Source organism: Streptomyces sp. NPDC088116, assembly GCF_044741745.1.
Lineage (GTDB): Bacteria > Actinomycetota > Actinomycetes > Streptomycetales > Streptomycetaceae > Streptomyces.
In genome coordinates this window covers 1,009,497-1,034,543 of record NZ_JBIUTF010000002.1, presented here as the reverse complement: position 1 = coordinate 1,034,543, position 25,047 = coordinate 1,009,497, and the positions used below count along the sequence as shown (strand labels likewise).

The following is a 25,047-nucleotide window of genomic DNA, read 5'->3' as shown; positions in this document are numbered from 1 at the left end:
AGGTGACGTGTCCGGACATGCGCCTCCGGAGGCCCCGGCACCCGCACCACCCACACACCGCACCCTCCCCCGCCGCACGGCTAAAGCAGCTCCCGCAGCCGCCCCGCCAGCAAATCCCAGCGCCACTTCGACTCCACCCACTCCCGCCCCCGCTCCCCCATCTCCCGCCGCAGCGACTCGTCCTGAAGCAGCGTCACGATCCGCTCCGCCGACTCACGCGCCGCGACCTGCGGCGGTCCTCCGTGGACCACCCACCCCGTCTCCCCGTCCAGCACCGCGTCCGGCGCGCCGCCCGAGTCGCCCGCGACCACCGGGAGCCCGGTCGCCGAGGCTTCCAGGTAGACGATGCCGAGGCCCTCGACATCGAGGCCGCCCCGGCGCGTGCGGCAGGGCATCGCGAAGACGTCGCCCGCGCCGTAGTGGGCGGGCAGTTCCGCCCAGGGGACCGCGCCGGTGAAGCGGACCGCGTCGGCGACCCCCGTTTCCCGGGCCAGTTTCCGCAGGTCGCTCTCGTACGGTCCGCCGCCCACGATCAGCAGGACGGCGTCCGGGACATGCGCCAGGATCGCGGGCAGGGCGAGGATCAGCGTGTCCTGGCCCTTGCGCGGCACGAGGCGGGAGACGCAGACGACGACGGGCCGGCCCGTGAGCCCGAGCCGTTCGCGGATCTCCGCGCCGCCGGAGCCCGGGTGGAAGGTCTTCTCGTCGACGCCGGGCGGCAGTTGCACCATGCGTCCGGCGGCCTGAGGGGTGAGCGCCGCCGCGATGCGTGAGCGGGTGTACTCACCGAGATAGGTGATCGTGTCCGTGCCCTCGCCGATGCGCCGCAGCAGCTGCCGGGCGACGGGCAGCTGGGCCCAGCCGGCCTCGTGGCCGTGTGTGGTGGCGACCAGGCGGCGTGCGCCGGCCGCGCGCAGCGCGGGGCCCATCAGGCCGAGCGGGGCCGCCGCGCCGAACCAGACGGACTCGCAGCCGTGTGCGCGCAGCAGCTGGGTGGCGCGCCGGGTGACGCGTGGGGTCGGCAGCAGCATCGTCGTACGGTCGCGTACGACGGTGAAGGGCTGCTCGGCGTCGAACGCGGCGGTCGCCTCCGCGCCCTCCTGTCCGCGCTTCCAGGTGGAGGCGTAGACGACGAGCTGTTCGGGGTCCAGGCGCAGCGCGATGTTGTGCAGGAAGGCCTGGATCCCGCCCGGCCGGGGCGGGAAGTCGTTGGTCACGATCAGTGTCTTGTGCATCGCCGCCGACAGTACCGGGCGGCCCCGCCTCGTCGCTCCGGCACGGCCTCGCCCGGCATCATGACTCGCGCAATCACGAACGAATCGGACGAGGTGGTCATGGCGGGCTCGTACGGCACACGGTTTCCGCTCGCGGTGTGGACTCTCACCAGGGCCGCGCTGCTGCTCTGTGTCTTCAAGGTGGTCACGCCGCCGGGGCCCGACGTCACGTCCGATGTCTCGGTGATCTACCAGGGCTGGTACGAGGTGCTGAAGACCGGCACGTATCCGCTGGACGACGTGACCTGGCAGTATCCGCCCGCCGCGGCACTGGCGATCGCGTCGCCCGCCGTGCTGCCGTTCCTCGGTTACGCCTCGGCGTTCTTCGTGCTGGTGTTCCTGTGTGACGCGGTGGTCCTCGGCCTGCTGCTCCGGGCGGGCCGGGGAGGCGGCCGGTCGTCGCGGGGTGCGTGGGTGTGGGTGGCGGGCGTGCCGCTGCTCGGGCCGACCGCGTACGCGCGCTACGACCTGATGGTGACGGCGGTGGCCGTCGCCGCACTGCTCGCGGGGGTGCGGCGGCCCCGGCTGATGGGGGCGCTCGCCGGGTTCGGCGCGCTGTTGAAGGTGTGGCCGGTGCTGCTGCTGGTGGGTGTGGAGCGTGGCCGGGCCACCTGGCGATCGTGGACGGCGGCCACCGTGAGCGCGGTGGCGCTGGTCGTGGTCTGTTACGTGGCGATGCCCGGCGCGCTGGCCTTTCTGACCTTCCAGCGCGACCGGGGCACCGAGATCGAGTCGCTGGGGGCGCTGGTCTTCCAGATGGCGCGGCACTTCGGGTGGGAGGGGAGCGTACTGCTCAACTACGGTTCGGTGGAGTTCGTCGGGCCGTACGTCCAGCTGGTCAGCGGGGCGGCGCTGGGGCTGACCGCGCTGGCCTTCGGCTGGCTGCTGATGTGGCGGCTGCGGGCGCGCGAGTTCACGGCGGGCTCGCTGTGCGACGCGGCGTTCACGGCGGTGGCGCTGTTCACCACCACGAGCCGGGTGATCAGCCCCCAGTACATGCTGTGGCTGGTCTCTCTGGCCGCCGCCGCTCTGACTCTGCGGGCGAGCCGGATGGCGTTGCCGGCGGTGCTGGTGCTCGTCGCGACGGCGGTGACGCAACTCGAATTCCCGTTGCTGTTCGACCGGGTGGTGACCGGGGACCCGGTGGGCGTCGCGCTGATGGTCGTACGCAACGGCCTGCTGGTCGCCGTGTCCCTGATCGCCTGCCGTCGGCTGTGGCGGGAGACGGTCTCCGGGCCCCGGGCAAAGGGGCCGCTCAGCCCAGCCGTTGGCGCACATACGCGCGCCACCGCGCGGTGAAGTCCCGCGGTGTCGTGGACAGGACGTCGTGCAGCGCGTACTCCACGGCGCCCGCGCGCCCGCTGTGCGCGCCCACCGCGCGGTAGAAGTCGGTCAGCCGCTTCTCGCCCCAGCGTTCGGCGATCAGCTCGCAGGCCAGCCAGCCGCTCTCGTACGCCCGTGCCAGCCGGTCGGGGTCGCCGCCGAAGGCGAAGTCCCCGTCGGACGGCAGAGCGGCGGGGACCTCGCCCCGGCGGACGGCGCGCTGGAGTTCGGGGGCGATCTCGCCGGCGGTCCGGCCGGTCCCCCGGTACGCGACCCGGTCCGCGAAGCCCTCGGAGAGCCAGACCGGGGTGGCGGCGGAGGTGGCGGCGCGGGTCGCCACGTGGGCGGTCTCGTGGGTGAGGACGATCCGCTGCCCGAAGGTGCCCAGGGAGCCGTAGGCCTCGGGGTTCACGATGACCCGGTCGGCGGGCGACGCGCCCGAGCCGCCGCTCTCGCCGGTGGTGACCGCCGCGATGCCCCGGTAGCCGGCCGCGGACGCGCCCAGCAGCTCGGCCATGGATGTCAGGGAGCCGGGCACCAGCAGGACCACCCGGCGCGCCCAGGGACCCGGCCAGGCGGCCTCCACGGCGGGTACGGCCCGGTCGGCGGTGGCCGCGATCGCGCGCAGCCGCTTCTCGTCGGGCCCGACGCCGAGGACCAGGCTGTGGGCGCCGCGTACGGTCCGTACCGCGCCCTGCTGCCAGAGCTGCCGGGCGCCACCCTTGCCCGGCCGGTCACCGGTGACGTACCAGCGTCCGTCGCGCTCGGCCAGCTCCAGCGCGCGGGGCGTCGAGACCGGCGCGCTGTCGTGGCCGGCGAGCCGGTAGCGCAGTTCGGCGCGGGCGGTGGCCCGGTCGCCGGAGCGTTCGACGCCGGTGACGCGGTACTCCCAGGAGCTGAGCGGTACGTCGGCGAGGTTCGCGAACTCCCGGCGTCCGGTGGCGCGCAGGGCCGTCGCCGAGGGATCGAGGACGGCCAGGTAGGCGCGCTCGTCCCGGTCCAGGACGGCCGCCGCCCGCCGGTCCAGGGTCTGCCGGATCTCACGGGTCGCGGTGCCGGGGTCCCTCACCGGGGCCGTACAGCCCGAGCCCGGCACGAGCAGCAGGGCGGCGAGCCCCAGCAGCGCGGCGCGCCGGGGCGGGCCACCGCCGCGCGCCACGTTCCGCGGGACCGCCGTCGTACCCGGTCCGCTCGCGCTCCGTACTCCCGCCACGGTCCGCACTCCCGTCGCGGTACGCCCCTGACCTGCCACGCCGCCGATCGTACGGGGTCTTCGGCGCCGCGCTCAGACCCGCGTGACCGCCGAGACGGGCATCATGCCCACCGGGTCGTAGCGCACCGCGGCGCCGGGGTACGGGGCGTGGATCACCTGGCCGTTGCCGACGTACATCCCGATGTGGCTCGCGTCGTCGCGGTACGCCACGAGATCGCCGGGCCGTGCCTCGGAGAGCGAGACCTGGCGTCCCGCGCTCCGCTGCGCCTGGGAGGTGCGCGGCAGTCCGATGCCCGCCTGGGCGTACGACCACTGGGTGAGGCCCGAACAGTCGAAGCCCGTGGGTCCGTTGGCGCCCCACACGTACGGCCGGCCCAGCGCGCGCTGGGCCGCCTGGACGGCGGCGGCGGCCCGCGCCGAGGACGGCGCGCCGCCGGGGAGCGTGGGCAGTTCGTCGCGGCCCGAGCGTGAGGCCCGGTCGTACGGTTCGCGGTCGGCGGTGGGCAGTGAGTCCAACAGCCTTCGCGCTTCGGCGAGTTTGCGTTCGATGGTGTGTTTGTGGCGGCTGACGGTGGCCCGGCTGCGTTCCAGCTCGGTCAGATCGTGGGCGGCTTCCGTGCGCACCTGGGCCAGCCTCCGCTGGGCGTGTTGGAGTTCCCGCAGGACACCGGACTGGCGTGCGCTGACCCGGTCCAGGACGGATGCCTTGTCGAGGTAGCTGTCGGGGTCGGAGGAGAGCAGCAGGGCGAGGTCCGGGTCGATCCCGCCCGAGCGGTACTGGGCGCCCGCGACCGAACCGAGCAGTCCCCGCATCCGGTTGACGCGTTCCTGGCCCCTGGCGGCGCTGTCCTGCGCCTGGTTCACCAAGGTCCGCAGTCGGCCCGCCTGTTCGCCCGCCTCGTTGAACCGCTCGGTGGCCTTCTCGGCCTCCTGGTACAGCCGGTCGACCTTGGACCGGGCGGCCTCGGGGGTCAACTGCGGGTCGGCGCCCGCCGGGGAGGCTCCGAGCGCCGCGGCCGTGGCCGCCGCCGCGGACACGGCGGCGATGGCGCTGCCACGGGCACTGACACCGAGGCCCGGCTGTGAAGGACGGCGATGGGACACCACAGGAAGCCGCGCTCCCTTCCGCTGTACGCGCTGGCGCAGCACCTGCCGCCCGACGGGCGGACCGATGGCCGGAGCTGCGCGGAGCAGACAGTAGCCGGGCGATCACGGAGCGGCCAACGACCGCCCCGCGCACACAAAGTGGCGCCCCGCCGCAGACCTCAAGGTCATCGGCGGGGCGCGGTGTCAGCGAAGGGTGCCGTAATTCGCCCGAATGGGCGGTGTCAGCGGCGGTCCGTCGGATTCAGCGGCGGTCTGTCAGATCCGGACGCCGAACTGGAAGCTGCCGGCCCACTCCATGGCTTCGTAACGCACCACGGTGCCCGGCTTGGGGGCGTGGAGCACCTGGCCGTTGCCGACGTACAGGGCGACATGGCTCAGGCTGCTGAAGAAGACCAGGTCGCCCGGGGCCAGTTCGCCGCGCCCGATCTTGGTGCCGTCGTTGACCTGGGTGTAGGTGGTACGCGTGAGGCTCACACCCGCCTGACCGTAGGCCCACTGGGTCAGCCCGGAGCAGTCATAGGCGTTGGGGCCCTCGGCGCCGGAGACGTACGGCTTGCCGATCTGGGTCTTGGCGGCTTCCAGCGCGGCGGCGGCGCGGCCCGAGGTGGGCTTCTCGTTGCCGAGGTCGATACGGTCGTTCCCGCGGCTGGCGCGCTCCGCGTCGGCCTTGGCCAGCTCGTCGCGCTCCTGCGCGGTGAGCGTGTTCAGCAGCTTCTGCGCGGCGGCGAGCTTGGTCTGAACTTCCTTCTTCTTCTTGGTCAGTTCCTTGCGGGTCTCCGCGAGGTCGGTGACCTTGCTCTGAGCCTCCTGGCGCTGCTGTGCGAGGGTGCGCTGCTTCGCCTGGATCTGCTGGAGCGACTCGGCCTGCTTGGCGCTGACCTGGTCGAGCGTGGACGCCTTCTCCAGGTAGCTGTCCGGGTCCGAGGAGAGGAAGAGCTGTACGGCGGGGTCGACACCGCCGGTGCGGTACTGGGCGCTGGCCATCGAACCGAGGCTCTCGCGCATCTCGTTGAGCTCGTCCTGGCCGCGGGCGACCTTGTCCTGGAGGGCGTCGACCTGCTTCGCCAGCTTGTTCTCCGCCTCCTCCGCCCCGCTTGCCTTCTCGGTCGCCGCCTCCGCCTCGTGGTAGAGGTGGTCGACCTTCTCCTTGACGTCGGCCTTGCTCGGCTTCGGATCGGCCTGAGCGGACTGGGAGGTGAGGGCGACAGCGGCGGTGGCGATGGTGGTGAGCACGGTCACTCGGGCGCGGCTCGGCTGCTTGGGACGGCGGTGGGACGCCACGGAGGCGAACTCCTTCTTCCTCAGCCGCCTGCCGGGCCTTTGGGGGACGTAAGTCCCGGCTTCATGGGCTCGGCTCCCCCGCGAACATGGCCGAACTACACGAAAACGGCGGTTCCTTCACTGCCACCCCGGATGGGTGATCAACCGCGCGAAGGTTCGAGGCCTGACCTTAGTGACCTCTCTGTGATCAGTTCAAATCCTTCTCAGAAAAATCTCGGCCAGGGAACGCATAATTTACCGACACCGCACTGACAGTGATGGACATTTGACGCTGCGCCCCGCCATTACATGACCAATTCGGTCATTAACCAAAGAAGTTGATTAGACGCGCGAAAGCCGCTTCAACAACAATGCGGACGCGACCGGCCTGGCCCCCGCCTTCGCCACCCCGTCGGCGACCTCACGGTCGGTGGAGACCACCACCACCGGCCGGCCCGGCGGCTCCGCCCTGACGAGCTGACGGATCAGCTCGTCGGCGGTCACCCCCGGCTTGGAGAACAGCACCCGCACCCCGCGCGGCGGGGCCAGCAGCACCGGCGCCGCCAGCTCCGCACCGTCGAAGACGCAGGTCATCTCGGCGCCCGTCTGCGCGGCGAGCATCGCGAGACCGCCCAGCAGCCGCAGCCGCTGCTTCTCCAACGGCATCGTGGGATAGCCGGTCTTGGTCACGTTGTAGCCGTCCACGACCAGATGGGACTGCGGCAGCGCGAGCAGCTGGTCCAGCAGCGCCGGATCGGTCTCCGACAGCGCGCGGGCCGCCACGTCCTTGGGAGACATCCGGCCGGGCTCGACCGCGTCGACCGTATCGGCGGGACGCGCCGCGGCGGGCGGCAGCGCCAGCTCGCGCCGCAGTCCCTGCGCCGACTCCAGCACCGTGTCCAGCAGCAGCCGCAGCCGCATGTCCTCGACCGAGCGGCCCTCACGCGCGGCCTTGCGGCTCGCCTCGACCGCCGACTCCGCCTCACCCAGCCGCGCCTTGATCCTGCGGGTCTCACTCTCGGCGGCCGACACCTGCGCGGCGGCCTCCGCCTTGGCGGCCTCGCTCTCCGCGTTCGTACGGCGCAGGGCGGCCTCGCCCCGCTTCACATCGCTCTGGGCACTGCGCAGCTTGCGATGGAGCGATTCGGTCTCCTTACGGGCCGCCTCCAGCTCCGTACGCAACCGCTCCGTCTCGCTCTTCGTCTGCGCCCTGGCCAGTGCCAGCTCCTCGCGCAGCCGCTCCAGCTCACGCCGGGCCTCCTCGTCGGCACGCTCGGCGTCCGCCCGCTGGGCCTCCTCGCCCGCCGCGGCCACCAGCTTCACCCATCCGGGGGGACGCAGCACATACGCGGCCGCCGCCACATCCACGGGATCAGCGGCGGCGGGTGGCGAACCCGCCTCCAGCGCGCCGGCCAGCTCGGGCTGGGACTGGCCGATCCGCTCCCCGATCCGCTGCCGGAACAGCGGATCGCTCTCCAGCGCGGCGGCCATCGCGTTCCCGGCGAACTTCGCGCGCCTGGTCGGGGTGAACCGGGCGTACTGGCGCAACTGCGCGGGGAGTTCGGTGACGGTCAGCCCGCCGAAGGCGTCCGAGACCAGCGCGACGACCCGGCGCCGTACCCGGTCCGGGAGCGGGCGGTCGAGCGCCTCCGCGACGTCGCCGTCGGCGGCACCGGCCGGCTCAGCACCGCTCGCGGGCTGCTCCACGATCCGTCACCCCATCTACCCCTTTCGGGCGGCTCCCTCAGGAACCGGCCCCTGGCCTGTCAACCAGCTCGATCTGATCCACGGCGTTGCACCAACGGCAACGCACCGACTCGATGGTCTCACTGACCACCTCGCGCTCCTCGACCCTCGGCTCCCCGGCCAGGTCCAGATGGACGTATTCGACAGCCTTCGACGACCGGGTCACATCGAAGCGCGTGAGATTGCCGCACAACGTGCAGCGCCACCGAGTGTCGGCCGTCGGCTGGGGAACCGTCGTCATCGTTGCGTCCTCTTTTCGTCGTCCCTCATGCGGAGTCCCGCGGTGCGCCGTCGAACTGCGGAGAGCAATACTCCCTGCAACCCTACGGCCTCATGGGCACCCCAGACAGCGGCGAGGCACTCTGTGCCACTCGGTCCCGGTACGACATGCTCTGTCCGTGACGAATGGGCGGACAACGGCCGGCGAACCGGTGGTGACCTACGGACTGATCGGCCTGTGCCTGCTGGCCTTCCTGGTCAGCCCGGTCTCGGGGTTCAATCCGGCGTACGGAACGGGCGACTCGGTCCTCGCCGCGCAGAGCGCGCACTTCGAACAGTGGGGCGTCATCCCCAGCGAGCTGATGCGCAGCTCCCCACGGATCCTGCTCACCCCGCTGACCGCGCTCTTCGTCCACGGCAGCTGGCTGCACCTGCTGGGGAACATGCTCTTCCTCTACGTCTTCGGGGCGATGGCCGAGGAACGCATGGGCCGGACACACTTCGCGCTGTTCTACCTCACCGTCGGCTATCTCGCGCTGTTCGTGTACGCGGCGGCCAACGCCACCTCGGAGCAGACCCTGGTCGGGGCCTCGGGCGCGATCTCGGGAGTGCTCGGCGCCTTCCTCTTCCTCTTTCCCCGAGCCCGCGTGACCAGTCTCTTCCCGTTCCTGCTCTTCCTGCCGCTGCGCTTCCCCGCGTGGATCGTGCTGATCTTCTGGTTCGTACTCCAGTGGCTGGCCGCACGCGGCGCCGGGGCGGGGCCCGGCGTCGCCTACCTCGCCCACCTGGTGGGCTTCGGCACCGGCTTCCTCTACGCCTGGGGACGCTACTGGCGGAGGGATAGAGTGAGGGACCAAACCGCGGCCACCGAGGGAGAACGCCAACCGTGATCACCGCGATCGTGCTCATCAAGACCAGCGTCGACCGGATCCCCGAGATCGCGGAGTCGATCGCCGCGCTGGACAGCGTCAGCGAGGTCTTCTCGGTGACCGGTACGTACGACCTGATCGCCATGGTCCGCGTGCCCAGGCACGACGACCTGGCCGATGTCATCCCCGGCCGGATCAGCAAGATCGAGGGCGTCGAGGCCACGGACACGCATGTGGCGTTCCGTACGTACTCCCAGCACGACCTGGAAGCGGCCTTCGCCATCGGCCTCGACGCGTAGGTCCCGCGCGGGACCACGGTGCCGGGCGCGCCCGCCGACCCGGGGCGCCCGGCGGCCGGTCAGCCGCGGTCGGGGACGCAGCGGCCGTCCTCCGTGCGGTAGTTCCACCGGGCACCCTCACGCACCAGCTCGCGCACCGCCCGGACGAACCGCTCCACATGCTCGTCCGGCGTCCCGGCGCCGAAGCTGACCCGGATCGCGTTCAGCGAGCGCTCGCCCGGACCCGCCTCCGGCGCACCGCACTCCCCCGGGTCCCGCGGGTCACTGCCCAGCAGGGTCCGCAGCAGCGGGTGGGCGCAGAAGAGACCGTCCCGTACACCGATCCCGTACTCGGCGGACAGCGCGGCGGCGAAGTGCGAGCTGTTCCAGCCGTCGACCACGAACGACAGGACACCGACACGCGGGGCGTCGTCGCCGAACAGCGAGAGCACCTTGACCTCGGGCACCTCCGCCAGCCCCGCACGCACCAGATCGATCAGCCGCTGCTCACGAGCCGCCAGCGCGTCGAACCCCGCCTCGGAGAGCGCCTTGCAGGCGGAGGCGATCGCGTACACACCGATCACATTGGGCGAACCGGCCTCGTGCCGGGCGGCCGTGGCGTGCCACTCGACCTCCACCCCGCCATCGGCACGGCGTGCCACCTTGCGGCTGGCGCCGCCGCCCGCGAGATACGGCTCCGCGTCCTGAAGCCAGTCGGACCGGCCCGCGAGCACTCCGGAGCCGAACGGCGCGTACAGCTTGTGCCCGGAGAAGGCGACCCAGTCGACATCCAGCTCGGCGATGTCCACCGCGTGATGCGGCACCAGCTGCGCGGCGTCGAGCACGATCCGGGCGCCGTGGGCATGCGCGGCGGCGGTCAGCTCCCGTACGGGCCACAGCTCACCGGTGACATTGGACGCGCCGGTGACACACACCAGCGCCGGCCCCTGCGGGTCCCGTCCGGCGAGCGCGCGCTCCAGCGAGGCGACGGCCTCGTCGGGCGTACGGGGAGCGTTCAGGAACGTCACCCGGGCATCGCGCCAGGGCAGCAGCGAGGCGTGGTGCTCGGTCTCGAAGACGAACACCTCGCAGCCGGCGGGCAGCGCACCGGCCAGCAGGTTCAGCGAATCGGTGGTCGAGCGGGTGAAGACGACCTGGTCATCGGCGCGGCAGCCGAGGAACTCCGCGACCGTGCGGCGGCTGTTCTCGAACAGGTCCGTGGAGAGCTGCGAGAGATAGCCGGCGCCCCGGTGGACACTGCCGTAGTACGGGGCGTAGGCGGCGACGTCGTCCCACACCCGCTGGAGCGCCGGGGCGCTGGCCGCGTAGTCGAGCGCGGCGTAACTGACCTCGCCGCCGGTGACGAGCGGGACGCTGACATCCCGCCCGAGGACGGGAAGCGGCGCGGCGCAGGCGGGGTCGTCGACGGAGTCGGTGGTGGCGGAGACGGTGGTGGCGGCGGAATTCAGGAACGCGGACATGGCGAAATCTCCCGGCAGGACAAGTCGAAACGGCTTCAAGGACCCGCGGGCACGGCGGAGCCGTGACGGTTGCGGGGGTTGCCTCGACGCACGGAGATCACCGTGCGGAGGTGTGTTGAAGAGGGGCGTCGACGCCCTAGCGCATTCGCTTGCTCACGAGGCTGCTCCCTTGAGGACCAGGACCCCAGAGATCACAGGGGTCCGCGCTTGCCGCAGACCTCGCTGCCTACGGCCTGGTCTTCACCCGGGGCACCCCGCCACGGACGGAGGGTTGCCGGACAGCGAGCCGGGGCCTTAATCGCTGTCACTCATGACCTTGGCCGAGAGTATGGCACAGCGTGCCGAGGGGGAGCAGGGGGTGTCCGGGATGCGGGACGACTCGCCGTCCGGCGGGGGGCGGGGTGCGGGTGGGCTTGTGGTGGGTACGGGGCCCGGGGCCTCCGGAGGCGCATGTCCGGACTGCATGATTTACGCCGCGTGCGGCTCTGTTTTTCGAGTGCGGGCCGAATAGCGCCACACATCACGCTCTACGTCCGGACACGTCACCCCCTACGACCCCGACCCCCTCCCGCCGGTAGCCCACCTGCCGCCCGGTGGGGGTGACGGTGTCTACCGGTAGGCAGGCTCGGCCTGCTCTGTGAAGGGAGGGGGGCCGCTCACGAGCCGTCACACGAAGAACTGAGCCGCACGCGGCGTACCGGCCACACCCTGCCGGACGGCTACATGTTGCTCGCCGTGATCCAGCGTGTCAGTGCCCGGCCCGCCGCTCCCGAGTCGATCGACTCCGCCGCCCTCGCGATGCCCGCCGCCAGTTGCAGCTCCAGCGAGTCGCCCGTCGGGTCCAACGCCACCAGCGCCGCCGCCGAGTTGAGCAGCACCGCATCACGTACGGGACCGGTTTCGCCGGCCAGCAGCCGGCGGGCGACATCCGCGTTGTACGACGCGTCCGCGCCCCGCAGTGCCTCGACCGGTACCAGTTCCAGGCCCACCTGCCGTGGGTCGAAGGGCTCTTCGGTGACCTGTCCGTCCCGTACGACCCATACCCGGGACGTGGCCGTGGTGGTCAACTCGTCGAGGCCGTCGTCGCCCCGGAAGACCAGTGCGGACGCGCCCCGTTCGGCCAGCACGCCGGCCATGATCGGTGCCATCCGGGCGTCGGCGACGCCGGTCGCCTGCGCCCGTACCTTCGCCGGATTGGTGAGCGGGCCGAGGAAGTTGAAGGTGGTGCGGATGCCCAGTTCGCGGCGGGCGGCCGCCACGTAGCGCAGGGCGGGGTGGAACTTCACCGCGAAGCAGAAGGTGATGCCCGCTTCCTCGGCGACCTGGGCGACGCGCTGCGGGGGCAGTTCCAGGTTGACGCCGAGCTTCTCCAGTACGTCGGATGCTCCGCTGGCCGAGGACGCGGCCCGGTTGCCGTGTTTGACGACCTTCGCGCCGGTGCCCGCCACAACGATCGCCGACATGGTGGAGATGTTGACGGTCTTGGCGCCGTCGCCGCCGGTGCCGACGATGTCGACGCTCCGGCCCGGTACGTCGATCAGCTGGGCGTGCGCGTACATCGCCCGTACGAGACCGCTGATCTCCGCGACCGTCTCGCCCTTGGCACGCAGGGCCACCGCGAAACCGGCGATCTGCGCGTCGGTGGCCTCGCCGCTCATGATCCGGTCCATCGCCCAGGCGGTGGCGTCCGCGCTCTGGTCGGCGCCGCTGAGCAGCGCGTCCAGTACGCCCGGCCAGGAGTACGCCGCCACGGTGTCGCCTCCGACGGGGGTAACAGCGCTCATGCTCGCTCCTGGGTTTCGTCTGGGTGCGGGGCCACGGTAGGACCTGTCATAAGCCTATCGGCGTGCGCGGGGCCGACATGCCCGATGCCCGTACTGCGGACAACGCCGAGGGCCCCGGCCGGTTCCCTCTCGGGAGACCGGGCCGGGGCCCTCGGTGGTGGCGACCTGGGTTGGCCGGGTGGGATCAGTGGTGGCCGTGGCCGCTGGTGATCTCCTTGTACTCCTCGGCGGTGGGCTTGGGGATCTGGTTCCCCTCGCCGTAGTAGCCCTTGCTGAGCTTCGCCTTGAGCTTCTCGGTGGGCTTCACCTTGCGGCGCACACCGTTCTCGTCGACGGTGGCACCGATCTCGGCGGGCGCGTACTGCTCGTGCGCGGTGAGCTTGTGCAGGTCTCCCTGCTCCAGCGGGGTGTGGACCTCGACGAACTCACCGTGCGGCAGCCGCTTGATGACACCGGACTCGCGTCCGTGCAGCACCTTCTCGGCGTCGCGGCGCTGGAGACCCAGGCAGATCCGCTTGGTGACGATGAAGGCGACGACCGGTCCGGCGAAGAAAGCGATCCGGACGAACCAGGTGATCGCGTTGATCGACAGATGGAAGTGCGTCGCCCACAGGTCGTTGCCGCCGCCGACGAGCAGTACGAAGTACCACGTCAGCCAGGCCACACCGAACGCGGTACGGGTCGGTACGTTGCGCGGGCGGTCCAGGATGTGGTGCTCGCGCTTGTCGCCGGTGACCCAGGACTCGATGAACGGGTAGACCGCGATCGCGACCAGCACCAGCGGGAAGATGATCAGCGGGATGAAGACACCCAGGACGAGGGTGTGGCCCGCGAAGTTGATCTCCCAGCCGGGCATCACACGGATGAGGCCTTCGGAGAAGCCCATGTACCAGTCGGGCTGGGCGCCGGTCGACACCTGGTCCGGGCGGTACGGGCCGAGCGCCCAGATCGGGTTGATCGTGGCGATGGCCGAGACGATCGTGATGAGACCGAAGACCAGGAAGAAGAAGCCTCCGGCCTTGGCCATGTAGACCGGCAGCAGCGGCATGCCGACGACGTTCTTCTCCGTCTTGCCGGGGCCCGCGAACTGCGTGTGCTTGTGGTAGAAGACCAGGATCAGGTGGGCCACGACCAGGCCGAGCATGATGCCCGGCAGCAGCAGAATGTGGACCGAGTAGAAACGGGCCACGAAGTCGCCGCCGGGGAACTCCCCACCGAACAGGAACATCGACAGGTACGTTCCGACGATCGGGACCGACAGGACCGCGCCCTGCATGAACCGGACGCCGGTGCCGGAGAGCAGGTCGTCCGGGAGCGAGTAACCGGTGAAGCCGGTGAACATGCCCAGGACGAACAGCAGGAAGCCGAATACCCAGTTGACCTCACGGGGCTTGCGGAACGCACCCGTGAAGAAGACTCGCATCATGTGGACGAGCATGGCCGCGAGGAAGATCAGCGCGGACCAGTGGTGGATCTGCCGGATCAGCAGACCACCGCGGACATCGAAGCTGATGTCCAGCGTGGAGGCGAACGCCTCCGACATCATCTGGCCCTGGAGCGGGATGTAACCGCCGTGGTACTCCACCTCGTTCATCGACGGGTGGAAGAACAGCGTCAGGTACACACCCGTGAGGATGAGGATGATGAAGCTGTACAGGCAGATCTCGCCGAGCATGAAGGACCAGTGGTCCGGGAAGATCTTCCGCATGTTGGCCTTGGCCAGGGAGTAGATCCCCAGTCGGCCGTCGGCCCAGTCGGCGACCCGCTCGCCCGCGGGTGCCTGGCGCTTTTTGTCGTCCGTAGCAGTGGTGGTACTCATCCGCGCTCCCAGAAAGCAGGACCGACGGGCTCGTCGAAGTCGCCGAGCGCCTCGAGGTTGCCCTCGGCGTTCACACCGATCCGCAGCTGCGGAAGAGCGTGACCGGCCGGGCCGAAGATGACGCGGGCGCCGTCGGAGAGGTCGAAGGTGGACTGGTGGCACGGGCAGAGCACGTGGTGCGTCTGCTGCTCGTACAGGCTGATCGGGCAGCCGACATGGGTGCAGATCTTCGAGAACGCCACGATGCCCTGGTGGGACCAGTCGAGCTCGCGCTTGTCCTTGATCTCGTCCGGCTGGATCCGGACGATCATCAGGGCCGCCTTGGCGATCTCCTTCTGGAAGTCCTCGCTGTGCTCCTCCAGGCCCTCGGGCATGGCGAAGGTCAGCGAGCCCACGACGACGTCCTCGGGACGCAGCGGCTCATGGGTGTTCATGTTGATGAGCTGCTTGCCCTTGGCCCACAGCGTGGAGCGGAGCTTCTTCTCGGGCAGCGGACCCAGGTCGCGCAGCAGCACCACTCCGGAGAGCGGTACGAGCGCGAGCGCGCCGAACATGGTGTTGCGGACCAGCTTGCGCCGGCCGAAGCCGGACTCGGCGGCGCCCGCGGCGAAGTCCTCCAGGACCTTCGCCTTGACCTCCGGCGGCGCCTCGATCGGGTGACGCTCGGCCGCGGTCTCCACGTCCGACATCAGCGTGCGGGCCCAGTGGACCGCGCCGGCGCCGATGCAGAACAGCGCGATGCCCAGGGTCACACCCAGCGAGAAGTGCAGGGCGCTGACATGGCCGATGGGCCAGATGTAGACGCTCTTGTCGACCGGGAACGCCACGAACGAGGCGATGAACGCCACGGTCGCCACCATCGACAGCGCGAACATGAAGGCGATCGCACGCTCGGACCGCTTGGCCGCCCGCTCGTCGATGTCCTGTATGCGCGGTTTATGGGCCGGCAGCCCCGGGTCGGCGAACGGGTCGTCCGCCACCTGCACCGCGCCGTGCGCGGTGTCCTGCTCGCTCGGCAGGGTCTCTTCTGGAATCTCTTGGCTACTCATGACTTCTTGGCCTTAGCGGTGTGGGCCGCGACCCAGACGGCGGCTGCGATCAAAGCACCCAGACCGAAGATCCAGGCGAACAGGCCCTCGCTCACGGGGCCGAGGCCGCCCAGGCTGAGACCGCCGGGGCTCTCGGTCTCGTCGCCGTTCACCGCCTTGACGTAGGCGATGATGTCCTTCTTCTGCTGCTCCGGCATCGTGGAGTCGGGGAAGGACGGCATGTTCTGCGGGCCGGTCTGCATGGCCTCGTAGATGTGCTTCGGATCCACGCCCTCGAGGCTCGGCGCGGTCTTGCCGTGTGTCAGCGCGCCACCCTCACCGGTGAAGTTGTGGCACTGGGCGCAGTTGGTACGGAACAGCTCGCCGCCCTTGCCGATGTCGGCGCCCGCGGGGCTGTACTGCTTCTCGGTGGGCGTGATCGGACCGGCACCGAGAGACGCCACGTACGCGGCGAGCTGGTCGATCTGCTTCTGCGAGTAGATGACCTTCTTCTTCGGCACCTGCGCGCCGGGCTGCTGCGCCGGCATACGGCCGGTGCCGACCTGGAAGTCCACGGAGGCGGAGCCGACGCCGACCAGGCTCGGCCCGTCAGAGGAACCCTGACCGCCGGTTCCGTGGCAGCTGGCACAGCCCACGGAGTAGAGCTTCTTGCCCTCCTCGATGGCGAGTGACTGGGAGGTTTCGTCGGCCTGCGCCTTACTCGCGGGCGCGAACGCGGCGTACAGCCCCCCGGTGGCCGCCAGCGCGAAGAGTAGGACGACGACCGCCGCCAGCGGATGGCGTCGTCGTGCGGAGAGCTTTTTCACGGATTACCCCGGTGTCAGGATCTTCAGCGTCGGTGCTTCTGGACTGTGTGCGCTCGGGCGCGTGGCCCGGCTACTTGATCAAGTAGATCGTGGCGAAGAGGCCGATCCAGACGACATCGACGAAGTGCCAGTAATAGGACACGACGATGGCTGCGGTTGCCTGTTCGTGGGTGAATCTCCTGGCCGCGTACGTCCTGCCCAGGACGAGCAGGAACGCGATCAGACCCCCCGTCACATGCATGCCGTGGAAGCCGGTGGTCAGGTAGAACACCGAGCCGTACGGGTCGGAGGAGAGGGAGATCCCTTCCTCCTTGACCAGTTCCGTGTACTCGAAGATCTGACCGCCGATGAAGATCGCACCCATCACGAACGTGATCACGAACCAGGTTCGGAGCTTCTTCACGTCACCCCGCTCGGCGGCGAAGACGCCGAGCTGGCAGGTGAGGGAGGAGAGCACCAGGATCGTGGTGTTCGTCGCCGAGAACGGAACGTTCAGGGCCGAAGCCATTTCCTTCCAGTACGCCGCTCCCATCACCGAACGCAGGGTGAAGTACATCGCGAAGAGGGCCGCGAAGAACATCAGCTCGGAACTCAGCCAAATGATGGTTCCGACGCTGGTGAGGTTCGGCCGATTGACCGACGGGTGCGCGTGCCCGGTTTCTACTGTCGTTGCTGTCGCCACGACCGACATTATGTCGGTCGCTTATCCCGCGCTGACTCCGGGGGGTGCCGTTCGGTGTGTCCATGGGGTGTGCTCAGCACTAACGGCCTGGCGAAGCGTCGTCGTTACCCGTGCTGACATGGTGTCCGACGGAGTAGCATCCGCGCATCGGTCCGGGGCAACCGCGCCCCGGAGACCTCGCAGACACTGATGTCACGGAGGAACAATGCAGCCGACCGCAACGGTGCTGGTCTACAGCGACGACGCGAACACCCGCGAGCAGGTCAGGCTGGCTGCGGGACGCCGGCCGGCCGCCGACGTCCCACGGGTCGAGTTCCTGGAGTGCGCGACGCTGCCGGCGGTCCTCGAGGCGCTGGACAAGGGCGGTGTCGACGTCTGCGTGCTGGACGGCGAGACGGTCCCCGCAGGGGGCATGGGCGTCTGCCGGCAGATCAAGGACGAGATCTTCGACTGCCCGCCGGTGCTGCTGCTGATCGGCCGCCCGCAGGACGCCTGGCTGGCCACCTGGAGCCGCGCGGAGGCGGCGGTGACCCTTCCGGTCGAGCCGGTCGGCTTCGCGGACGCTCTGGCCTCCCTGCTGCGCGCCAGGCTCTCCGTGGAGGCGTGAGGGGCGCCGGCGCGCGGCAGGAGGCGTGAGAGGGGCTCGTGGCCGGTCGTGCGGGGGATGGACTCCGTACGGCCGGAGTTCCTTCGTACGGACGGACTCTGTGCGTCCTTGCGGTCCTCCGTAGGGTCAGACCGAGGGGCGGAGCCGCGCCGCGTCGGCGGGGCTGCTGCCGTCCCTAATACCGGCCTGGAGGACGCTGCCCTTGCGCCAGTCGTCCCACTCCATGTTCCAGTCGCCGAAGCCGTTGCCGAAGTCCTCCATGTAGTCGCCGGCGCTGTTGACGACCTGGACGATGTCGCCCGGGGTGACGGTCTCGAAGAACCAGGCGGCGTTTCCGGTGGACATGCCGACGCATCCGTGGCTGACGTTCGCGACTCCCTGGGAGCCGACGGACCAGGGCGCGGCGTGCACGTACTCACCGCTCCAGGTGACGCGGGTCGCCCAGTACACCGGCAGGTTGTAGCCCTCGCTGCCGCCGATGCCGACGGTTGAGCCGTTCATCTGCACGAACTGCTGCTTGCCCAGGACGACCTTGATGCCGTTACGGGTGGAGAAGCCGGGCTTGCCGGTGGTCACCGGGATGCTGTTGATCTCTTCCCCGTCGCGGTAGACCGTCATGTAGTGCGCGCTGGCGTCGACGATCGCCTCCAGGCGGCTGCCGACAGCCAGCTTGAGCGGCTTGACGGCGGCCCCGTACAGCTTGTCGCTGATCTTCACGCCTTCGAGGTTGCTGGTCGCCGTGATGCTCCCGTGTGCGGGCCAGTACTCCTTCGGACGGAAGTGCAGTTCCGTGTCGTCCACCCAGTGCCAGGCGCCGCCGTTCGCGACGGGGGTGGAGCGGACCTTCAGGGACCGTTCGACGACGTCCCGGGCCTTCTTCGACTTGATCGGCTCGCTGAGCGTGGCGGTGATGGGCTGGCCCACGCCGTACTCGCCCTCCTCCGGGCCGAATTCGACCTGGAGCTTCTTCTTGGCGGGGCGGGTGTCGAAGGTGAGGGTACGGGCGCCGGGGGCGCCGCTCTTGTTCTCCGTGGCGACCTTGACGGTGTAGCGGGCGCCGGCCGCCAGCGGCGCCGTCGAGTGCCAGCGCAGGCCGTCGGCGGCGAGTTCGCCGGCCAGGTAGTGGCCTGTCGCGTCGACGGCGATGACATCGGTGATCCGGCCGTCGCCTCCTTTGGAGGTGACCTCCAGGGGCTTGTCGGGATCTGCCTTGGCGCTGCCCGCGGGCGCGCTGAAGGCGATCTTCCCGGTGGCGTCGGACGGCTTGGCGGAGAGGGGGTGCTTGTCACTCCCCCCGCACGCGGTCGCGCCCGCCCCGAGGGACACGACCAGCAGGATGCAGCTGAGAACGGTGCGCGAACGCGGCGTGTGGTTCATGAGCACACGGTAAGAAGATCCGGCGTTCTTCCGCGCGATGAGCGGAGCAAACGGGGGGCCCGGACGCTCCGTGGCGGAGTGTCCGGGCCCCCCGGTTGACTACTGTGTGCTACTGGTTCTGGTTCTCGCCCCGGTAGAACTCGAAGACCCAGCCCCAGAGGCCGATCAGGAGCAGCGGCGCCGAGAAGTACATCAGCCACCAGCCCACGGCTACACCCAGGAACGCGAGCGCGCCACCGATGGCGAGCGAGAACGGCTGCCAGCTGTGCGGGGCGAAGAACCCCACCTCACCGGCCTCGTCCGCGACATCGGCTTCCTTGTTGTCCTGCGCCATCGCGTCCACCCGGCGGGCGGTGAAGGCCAGGTAGAAGCCGATCATGACGCTCAGCCCGAAGGCCAGGAACAACGCGGTCGTGCCGACCGGCTCCTTCGACCAGACGCCGTAGACGACGGCGGAGGCCAGGATGAAGAAGCTGAGCCACAGGAACATCGTGCCTTGGATCTTCACTTCCCGGCCTCCTTGCCACCGACGAGGACGCCGGAGTCGGCTCCGTGGCCGGCGTTGTCCAGCTGGTCGAGGGCGGCGATCTCCGGGTGGTGCAGATCGAACGCCGGGGATTCGGAACGGATCCGCGGCAGGGTGAGGAAGTTGTGCCGCGGCGGCGGGCAGGAAGTCGCCCATTCGAGCGAACGGCCGTAGCCCCACGGGTCGTCGACCTCGATCTTCTTGCCGTACTTGGCGGTCTTCCAGACGTTGTAGAAGAACGGCAGGATCGACAGACCGAGCACGAACGAGCTGATCGTGGACACCGTGTTGAGCGCGGTGAAGCCCTCGGAGGCGAGGTAGTCCGCGTAACGGCGCGGCATTCCTTCGGCGCCCAGCCAGTGCTGTACGAGGAAGGTGCCGTGGAATCCGATGAACAGCGTCCAGAAAGTGATCTTTCCGAGGCGCTCGTCCAGCATCTTGCCGGTGAACTTCGGCCACCAGAAGTGGAATCCGGCGAACATCGCGAATACCACGGTGCCGAAGACGACGTAGTGGAAGTGCGCGACCACGAAGTACGAGTCGGAGACCGCGAAGTCCATCGGCGGGGAGGCCAGGATGACACCGGTCAGGCCACCGAAGACGAAGGTGATCAGGAAGCCGATCGTCCAGAGCATCGGTGTCTCGAAGGACAGTGAGCCCTTCCACATCGTGCCCAGCCAGTTGAAGAACTTCACCCCGGTCGGGACCGCGATCAGGAACGTCATGAACGAGAAGAACGGCAGCAGCACACCGCCGGTCACGTACATGTGGTGCGCCCAGACCGTCACCGAGAGACCCGCGATCGCGATGGTCGCGCCCACCAGGCCGATGTAACCGAACATCGGCTTGCGGGAGAAGACCGGGATGATCTCGGAGACGATGCCGAAGAACGGCAACGCGATGATGTACACCTCTGGATGCCCGAAGAACCAGAAGAGGTGCTGCCAGAGCAACGCCCCGCCGTTGGCGGAGTCGAAGATGTGCGCACCGAACTTGCGGTCCGCCTCCAGGGCGAACAGCGCGGCGGCCAGCACCGGGAAGGCGAGCAGGACCAGTACACCGGTCAGCAGCACGTTCCAGGTGAAGATCGGCATCCGGAACATCGTCATGCCGGGAGCGCGCATGCAGATGATCGTGGTGATGAAGTTGACCGAGCCGAGGATCGTACCGAAGCCGGAGAACGCCAGACCCATGATCCACAGGTCGGCGCCGATGCCCGGCGAACGGACCGCGTCCGACAGCGGCGAGTACGCGAACCACCCGAAGTCGGCGGCACCCTGCGGCGTGAGGAAACCGCTCACCGCGATGATCGAGCCGAAGAGGTAGAGCCAGTACGCGAACATGTTCAGCCGCGGGAACGCCACATCGGGCGCACCGATCTGCAACGGCATGATCCAGTTGGCGAATCCGGCGAACAGCGGCGTCGCGAACATCAGCAGCATGATCGTGCCGTGCATCGTGAACGCCTGGTTGAACTGCTCGTTCGACATGATCTGCGTGCCGGGACGGGCCAGCTCGGCGCGCATGAAGAGCGCCATCAGACCGCCGATGCAGAAGAACGCGAACGACGTGACCAGGTACATCGTGCCGATCGTCTTGTGGTCGGTGGTGGTCAGCCACTTCACGACGACATTGCCTGGCTGCTTGCGCCGTACCGGCAGCTCACTCTCGTACGAGTCGTCAGCTGCTGCGGCGGCACCCTGGGGTTCGTTGAGGATGCTCACAGTTTGTTCGTCTCCGCATTCCTGGCCGGATCCGTCTGCTCAATGCCGGACGGGATGTAGCCGTTCTGGCCCTTCTTGGCCAGCTCTTCCAGGTGCTGCTGGTAGCGCTCCGGGGAGACCACCTTGACGTTGAACAGCATCCGCGAGTGGTCGACGCCGCAGAGCTCGGCGCACTTGCCCAGGAAGGTGCCTTCCTGGGTCGGAGTGACCTCGAAGGCGTTGGTGTGGCCCGGGATGACGTCCTGCTTCATCAGGAACGGCACCACCCAGAAGGAGTGGATGACGTCCCGCGAGGTCAGGATGAACCGGACCTTCTCGCCCTTGGGGAGCCAGAGGGTCGGACCCGGGTTGCCCGTCTGCGGGTTTTGCGTGCCCGGCACACCGGCGTCGTAGACGCCTTCGGCACCCTTGGGGAACTTCTCCTGGAACCGGTCGGGGATGGCATCGAGTTCCTTGGGGATCTCGTTGCCTGTGGTGGTCTTGCCGTCCACGTTCTCGACGTAGTTGAAGCCCCAGCTCCACTGGTAGCCGACCACGTTGATGTTGTGGACCGGCTTCTCGGAGAGGGCGAGCAGCTTCGACTCGTCCCGTGCCGTGAAGTAGAAGAGCACCGAGACGATGATGAGCGGGACGACCGTGTACAGCGCCTCGATGGGCATGTTGTACCGGGTCTGCGGAGGTACCTCCACCTTGGTGCGGGAGCGACGGTGGAAGATGATGCTCCACACGATCAGTGCCCACACCAGGATGCCCGTGATGAGCGCTGCCGCCCACGAGCCCTGCCAGAGGGAGAGGATCCTGGGAGCCTCCTCCGTCACTGGGGTGGGCATACCAAGGCGGGGGAAGTCCTTGTATGAGCAACCGGTGGCGGTCGCGAGGATCAGGCCCGCAGTCAGCACCTGCGGCAGCTTCCGCCGCATCGGGCGCCGCGACGAGCGGTCGGAGCCGTTGGGACTCACGTAGCGCCTTCCCGAGAGTCTCGCCCGCGTGGTCGGCTGCGGCCGTCTCGCTGGTCGGTCGCCGGCCCTGACACGGGCAGGGGTTTGGATGTTTATGCGGACCAAACCCTACTGGACGCAATTTGGGGTCGTGCGGGGAGGGTGCCCAACGCGCCGCCCGGCACCCCGAAGGGGTGGACCGCGCCATTCCGGGGGCGGCCGGTGGACCCCCGGAAGGCGCGGGCCGGAGCCCCGCGGGGCCGCTGGTGGCGCCCCCGCGGACCACTGACAGATCCCTGGCGGATCTCCGGTCGGCGCCGGACTCGGCGGCGCTGAAACCTTTCTGACGGACCGTCCGGTCCCGGCGGGGCGCAGGGGCGTGGCGGGGTGAGGGGCTCAGTGTCGACCCGGTGACGGGGTACGGGGTTAGCGTGGCGCCGTGCCTTACTTCGACGCCGCGTCCTCCGCCCCGCTGCATCCCGTGGCCCGTCAGGCCCTCCAGGCCTCCCTGGACGAGGGCTGGGCGGACCCTGCCCGGCTCTACCGGGAGGGCCGTCGGGCGGCGCTGTTGCTGGACGCGGCACGGGAGGCGGCGGCGGAGGCGGTCGGCTGTCGCCCCGACGAGCTGGTTTTCACTCCTTCGGGGACGAATGCGGTGCATTCCGGCATGTCCGGTGCCCTGGCGGCCCGTCGGCGCGTCGGCGCGCATGTGGTGGTGTCGGCGGTGGAGCACTCCTCGGTCCTGCACGCCGCGGAGGCGCATGCGGCCGCCACCGAGAGCACGGTGACCGAGGTCCCGGTGGACCGTTACGGGGCGAGCGCGCCGGACGCGTACGGCCGGGCTCTGCGCGAGGACACGGCGCTGGCCTGTCTCCAGTCCGCCAACCACGAGGTCGGTACGGAACAGCCGGTGGCCGCGGTGGCCGAGATCTGCCGGAGCCGGGGCGTCCCGCTGCTGGTGGACGCGGCGCAGTCGCTGGGCTGGGGGAAGGTCGGGGGCGCCTGGTCGCTGCTGGCCGCGAGCGCCCACAAGTGGGGCGGACCCGCGGGCGTCGGGCTGCTGGCCGTACGCAAGGGTGTCCGGTTCGCACCGCAAGGTCCCGCCGACGAGCGGGAGTCGGGGCGCGTGCCGGGTTTCCAGAACATTCCGGCCGTCGTGGCCGCGGTGGCCTCGCTGCGGGCGGTGCGCGCGGAGGCGGCGGACGAGGCGGTACGGCTGCGGGCGCTGGTGGACCGGATCAGGGCGCGGGTGCCGGAGTTGGTGCCCGATGTCGAGGTGGTGGGCGATCCGGAGCACCGGCTTCCGCACCTCGTCACCTTCTCCTGTCTCTATGTCGACGGAGAGGCGTTGCTGCACGAGCTGGACCGGGCGGACTTCTCGGTCTCCTCCGGTTCGTCCTGTACGAGCAGCACCCTGACCCCGAGCCATGTACTGCGGGCGATGGGCGTGCTGTCGGAGGGCAATGTCCGGATCTCGCTCCCCCTGGGCACTGCGGAGGCGGAGGTGGACCGGTTCCTGGAGGTGCTTCCGGGGGTGGTCTCGGGCGCACGGGAGCGGCTCGGGGCTCCGGTTCCGGTCTCTGCTCCAGACGAGACCAGTGGGTCCGGCGGGCCTGGACCGTCCGGCGGGTCGGCGCCGTCGCTCGTGGTGGACGCGCTGGGCCGGCGGTGTCCGATCCCGGTGATCGAGCTGGCCAAGGTGTTCGGCGAGGTGCCGGTGGGCGGGACGGTGTCCGTTCTCTCGGACGACGAGGCGGCGCGGCTGGACATTCCGGCGTGGTGCGAGATGCGCGGCCAGGAGTACCTGGGCGAACAGCCGGCGGACCACGGTGTCGCGTATGTGGTCCGCCGGGTGTCCTGAACGCCCTCTCGGACTCGGCCCTCGGGCCGGGCCCTGAGAGTCGGGGTCAGCTCAGGTGGGCCTGGACCTCGACGGCCGCGTCATGGCCGTACGCCTTGGTGAAACGGTCCATGAAGTGGGTCCGGCTGAGCGTGTACTCCTGGGTGCCCACCGTCTCGATGACGAGCGTCGCGAGCATGCAGCCCACCTGGGCGGCGCGCTCCAGGCCGACGCCCCAGGAGAGACCCGAGAGGAACCCGGCGCGGAAGGCGTCGCCGACACCGGTCGGGTCGGCCTTGACCTCCTCCTCCGGGCAGCCGACCACGATCGGCTCCTCGCCGACCTTGTCGATGCGGACACCCCGCTTGCCGAGGGTCGTGACGCGGTGGCCGACCTTGGCGAGGATCTCGTCCTCGGTCCAGCCGGTCTTGGACTCGATGAGCCCCTTCTCGTACTCGTTGGAGAAGAGGTACGTGGCCCCTTCGAGCAGGTTGCGGATCTCCTCGCCGTCCATGCGGGCGATCTGCTGCGAGAAGTCGGCGGCGAAGGGAATCCCGCGCGAACGGCACTCCTCGGTGTGCCGGCGCATCGCCTCCGGGTCGTCGGCGCCGATCAGCACCAGGTCGAGTCCGCCGACGCGGTCGGAGACCTTCTTCAGCTCGATCAGACGGGCCTCGCTCATGGCACCCGTGTAGAAGGAGCCGAGCTGGTTGTGGTCGGCGTCCGTCGTGCATACGAAACGGGCCGTGTGCAGGACGTCGGAGATACGGACCGAGGCGGTGTCGACCCCGTGGCGGTCGAGCCAGTCGCGGTACTCGTCGAAGTCCGCGCCGGCCGCGCCCACCAGGATGGGGCGGGTGCCCAGCTGGCCCATGCCGAAGGAGATGTTCGCCCCGACACCGCCCCTGCGCACATCCAGGTTGTCTACGAGAAAGGAGAGGGAGAGCGTGTGGAGCTGCTCCGCGACCAACTGTTCGGCGAAGCGGCCGGGGAAGGTCATCAGATGGTCGGTGGCAATGGAGCCGGTGACTGCGATTCGCACGGCGTAACGCTCCTGATGAGGAGAACGGTTGACCGCTTCACGCTATCGGTTCCGTCCCCGTGCGACGACTGAGGTCGTCGGCC

Annotated in this window: 22 protein-coding genes and 1 riboswitch; of the genes, 5 read left to right on the top strand and 17 right to left on the bottom strand. The window is 69.7% G+C overall.

The features are described 5' to 3' along the window. Positions 1-80: 80 nt before the first annotated feature. Positions 81-1,235, bottom strand: a complete 1,155-nt coding sequence (locus ACIOJD_RS10860) for a glycosyltransferase family 4 protein (RefSeq protein WP_401910852.1) — start codon at positions 1,233-1,235, stop codon at positions 81-83. A gap of 99 nt (positions 1,236-1,334) precedes the next feature. On the opposite strand from ACIOJD_RS10860, the gene ACIOJD_RS10855 reads away from it, so the two are divergent. After that, positions 1,335-2,573, top strand: a complete 1,239-nt coding sequence (locus tag ACIOJD_RS10855) for a glycosyltransferase 87 family protein (protein WP_401911729.1) — start codon at positions 1,335-1,337, stop codon at positions 2,571-2,573. Here ACIOJD_RS10855 and ACIOJD_RS10850 read toward each other — a convergent pair. The 5 genes from ACIOJD_RS10850 to ACIOJD_RS10830 form a co-directional block, all read right to left on the bottom strand. Further along, on the bottom strand, positions 2,530-3,756 hold the full coding sequence (locus ACIOJD_RS10850) for a hypothetical protein (protein WP_401911727.1): 1,227 nt from the start codon (positions 3,754-3,756) through the stop codon (positions 2,530-2,532). The genes ACIOJD_RS10855 and ACIOJD_RS10850 overlap by 44 nt on opposite strands. 126 nt (positions 3,757-3,882) lie before the next feature. Then, positions 3,883-4,917: an NlpC/P60 family protein gene (locus ACIOJD_RS10845; protein WP_401910850.1), complete on the bottom strand. Its 1,035-nt coding sequence runs from the start codon at positions 4,915-4,917 to the stop codon at positions 3,883-3,885. Between the two features lie 255 nt (positions 4,918-5,172). Then, positions 5,173-6,198, bottom strand: a complete 1,026-nt coding sequence (locus ACIOJD_RS10840) for an NlpC/P60 family protein (protein WP_401910848.1) — start codon at positions 6,196-6,198, stop codon at positions 5,173-5,175. A 321-nt stretch (positions 6,199-6,519) separates the two neighbouring features. Next, positions 6,520-7,884, bottom strand: coding sequence for an NYN domain-containing protein (locus ACIOJD_RS10835; protein WP_401910846.1), 1,365 nt, complete (start codon positions 7,882-7,884; stop codon positions 6,520-6,522). A gap of 37 nt (positions 7,885-7,921) precedes the next feature. After that, positions 7,922-8,164 (bottom strand): hypothetical protein, encoded by a 243-nt coding sequence (locus ACIOJD_RS10830; RefSeq protein WP_401910844.1) that lies wholly within the window; start codon positions 8,162-8,164, stop codon positions 7,922-7,924. Positions 8,165-8,321: 157 nt separating this feature from the next. Between ACIOJD_RS10830 and ACIOJD_RS10825 the strand changes: the two genes are divergently transcribed. Both ACIOJD_RS10825 and ACIOJD_RS10820 read left to right on the top strand, forming a co-directional pair. Next, positions 8,322-9,032 (top strand): rhomboid family intramembrane serine protease, encoded by a 711-nt coding sequence (locus tag ACIOJD_RS10825; protein WP_401910841.1) that lies wholly within the window; start codon positions 8,322-8,324, stop codon positions 9,030-9,032. Then, positions 9,029-9,310 carry an Lrp/AsnC family transcriptional regulator gene (locus ACIOJD_RS10820; RefSeq protein WP_401910839.1) on the top strand — a complete coding sequence of 94 codons (282 nt, stop codon included), beginning with the start codon at positions 9,029-9,031 and terminating at the stop codon, positions 9,308-9,310. The genes ACIOJD_RS10825 and ACIOJD_RS10820 overlap by 4 nt, the downstream gene beginning before the upstream one ends. Before the next feature lie 59 nt (positions 9,311-9,369). On the opposite strand, the gene ACIOJD_RS10815 is transcribed toward ACIOJD_RS10820, so the two are convergent. From ACIOJD_RS10815 to ACIOJD_RS10790, 6 genes are all read right to left on the bottom strand, one after another. Next, positions 9,370-10,770 (bottom strand): aminotransferase class V-fold PLP-dependent enzyme, encoded by a 1,401-nt coding sequence (locus ACIOJD_RS10815; protein WP_401910837.1) that lies wholly within the window; start codon positions 10,768-10,770, stop codon positions 9,370-9,372. A gap of 198 nt (positions 10,771-10,968) precedes the next feature. Next, positions 10,969-11,086, bottom strand: a riboswitch (SAM riboswitch). A 403-nt stretch (positions 11,087-11,489) separates the two neighbouring features. After that, positions 11,490-12,554, bottom strand: a complete 1,065-nt coding sequence (gene trpD / locus ACIOJD_RS10810; protein ID WP_401910836.1) for an anthranilate phosphoribosyltransferase — start codon at positions 12,552-12,554, stop codon at positions 11,490-11,492. Between the two features lie 184 nt (positions 12,555-12,738). Next, entirely contained in the window at positions 12,739-14,373 is a 1,635-nt protein-coding gene (locus ACIOJD_RS10805) for a cytochrome bc complex cytochrome b subunit (protein ID WP_401910834.1), read from the bottom strand. After that, positions 14,370-15,422 carry a Rieske 2Fe-2S domain-containing protein gene (locus ACIOJD_RS10800; RefSeq protein ID WP_401910832.1) on the bottom strand — a complete coding sequence of 351 codons (1,053 nt, stop codon included), beginning with the start codon at positions 15,420-15,422 and terminating at the stop codon, positions 14,370-14,372. The genes ACIOJD_RS10805 and ACIOJD_RS10800 overlap by 4 nt, the downstream gene beginning before the upstream one ends. Further along, complete coding sequence (locus ACIOJD_RS10795) at positions 15,419-16,228, bottom strand: c-type cytochrome (RefSeq protein ID WP_401910830.1); 810 nt, start codon at positions 16,226-16,228, stop codon at positions 15,419-15,421. Before ACIOJD_RS10795 ends, ACIOJD_RS10800 begins: the two co-directional genes overlap by 4 nt. Before the next feature lie 70 nt (positions 16,229-16,298). Next, on the bottom strand, positions 16,299-16,919 hold the full coding sequence (locus ACIOJD_RS10790) for a heme-copper oxidase subunit III (RefSeq protein ID WP_401910828.1): 621 nt from the start codon (positions 16,917-16,919) through the stop codon (positions 16,299-16,301). Positions 16,920-17,115: 196 nt separating this feature from the next. On the opposite strand from ACIOJD_RS10790, the gene ACIOJD_RS10785 reads away from it, so the two are divergent. Continuing rightward, the gene (locus ACIOJD_RS10785; RefSeq protein WP_401910826.1) at positions 17,116-17,517 is read left to right on the top strand and encodes a hypothetical protein; all 402 of its coding nucleotides are present in this window, start codon (positions 17,116-17,118) and stop codon (positions 17,515-17,517) included. Between the two features lie 126 nt (positions 17,518-17,643). Here the strand turns inward: ACIOJD_RS10785 and ACIOJD_RS10780 are convergent, their stop codons facing one another. The 4 genes from ACIOJD_RS10780 to coxB all read right to left on the bottom strand — a co-directional run bounded on the left by ACIOJD_RS10780 (position 17,644) and on the right by coxB (position 22,103). After that, positions 17,644-18,894 (bottom strand): Ig-like domain-containing protein, encoded by a 1,251-nt coding sequence (locus ACIOJD_RS10780; protein WP_401910823.1) that lies wholly within the window; start codon positions 18,892-18,894, stop codon positions 17,644-17,646. A gap of 109 nt (positions 18,895-19,003) precedes the next feature. After that, entirely contained in the window at positions 19,004-19,402 is a 399-nt protein-coding gene (locus ACIOJD_RS10775; protein WP_401910822.1) for a cytochrome c oxidase subunit 4, read from the bottom strand. Beyond that, entirely contained in the window at positions 19,399-21,144 is a 1,746-nt protein-coding gene (gene ctaD / locus ACIOJD_RS10770) for a cytochrome c oxidase subunit I (RefSeq protein ID WP_401910820.1), read from the bottom strand. The genes ACIOJD_RS10775 and ctaD overlap by 4 nt, the downstream gene beginning before the upstream one ends. Next, positions 21,141-22,103 carry a cytochrome c oxidase subunit II gene (gene coxB, locus ACIOJD_RS10765; RefSeq protein ID WP_401910817.1) on the bottom strand — a complete coding sequence of 321 codons (963 nt, stop codon included), beginning with the start codon at positions 22,101-22,103 and terminating at the stop codon, positions 21,141-21,143. The genes ctaD and coxB overlap by 4 nt, the downstream gene beginning before the upstream one ends. A 418-nt stretch (positions 22,104-22,521) precedes the next feature. Between coxB and ACIOJD_RS10760 the strand changes: the two genes are divergently transcribed. Further along, on the top strand, positions 22,522-23,943 hold the full coding sequence (locus ACIOJD_RS10760; protein WP_401910815.1) for a cysteine desulfurase/sulfurtransferase TusA family protein: 1,422 nt from the start codon (positions 22,522-22,524) through the stop codon (positions 23,941-23,943). 46 nt (positions 23,944-23,989) lie between these two features. On the opposite strand, the gene ACIOJD_RS10755 is transcribed toward ACIOJD_RS10760, so the two are convergent. After that, positions 23,990-24,964 (bottom strand): carbohydrate kinase family protein, encoded by a 975-nt coding sequence (locus ACIOJD_RS10755; protein ID WP_401910812.1) that lies wholly within the window; start codon positions 24,962-24,964, stop codon positions 23,990-23,992. Positions 24,965-25,047: the final 83 nt, after the last annotated feature.

Excerpts from the sequence above, each read along its gene's own strand:
- ACIOJD_RS10805 (WP_401910834.1), bottom strand. The coding sequence starts at position 14,373 with ATGAGTACCACCACTGCTACGGACGACAAAAAGCGCCAGGCACCCGCG.
- ACIOJD_RS10785 (WP_401910826.1), top strand. The coding sequence starts at position 17,116 with ATGCAGCCGACCGCAACGGTGCTGGTCTACAGCGACGACGCGAACACC.
- ACIOJD_RS10790 (WP_401910828.1), bottom strand. The coding sequence starts at position 16,919 with ATGTCGGTCGTGGCGACAGCAACGACAGTAGAAACCGGGCACGCGCAC.
- ACIOJD_RS10860 (WP_401910852.1), bottom strand. The coding sequence starts at position 1,235 with ATGCACAAGACACTGATCGTGACCAACGACTTCCCGCCCCGGCCGGGC.
- ACIOJD_RS10830 (WP_401910844.1), bottom strand. The coding sequence starts at position 8,164 with ATGACGACGGTTCCCCAGCCGACGGCCGACACTCGGTGGCGCTGCACG.
- ACIOJD_RS10815 (WP_401910837.1), bottom strand. The coding sequence starts at position 10,770 with ATGTCCGCGTTCCTGAATTCCGCCGCCACCACCGTCTCCGCCACCACC.
- trpD (WP_401910836.1), bottom strand. The coding sequence starts at position 12,554 with ATGAGCGCTGTTACCCCCGTCGGAGGCGACACCGTGGCGGCGTACTCC.
- ACIOJD_RS10780 (WP_401910823.1), bottom strand. The coding sequence starts at position 18,894 with ATGAACCACACGCCGCGTTCGCGCACCGTTCTCAGCTGCATCCTGCTG.
- ACIOJD_RS10855 (WP_401911729.1), top strand. The coding sequence starts at position 1,335 with ATGGCGGGCTCGTACGGCACACGGTTTCCGCTCGCGGTGTGGACTCTC.
- ACIOJD_RS10800 (WP_401910832.1), bottom strand. The coding sequence starts at position 15,422 with ATGAGTAGCCAAGAGATTCCAGAAGAGACCCTGCCGAGCGAGCAGGAC.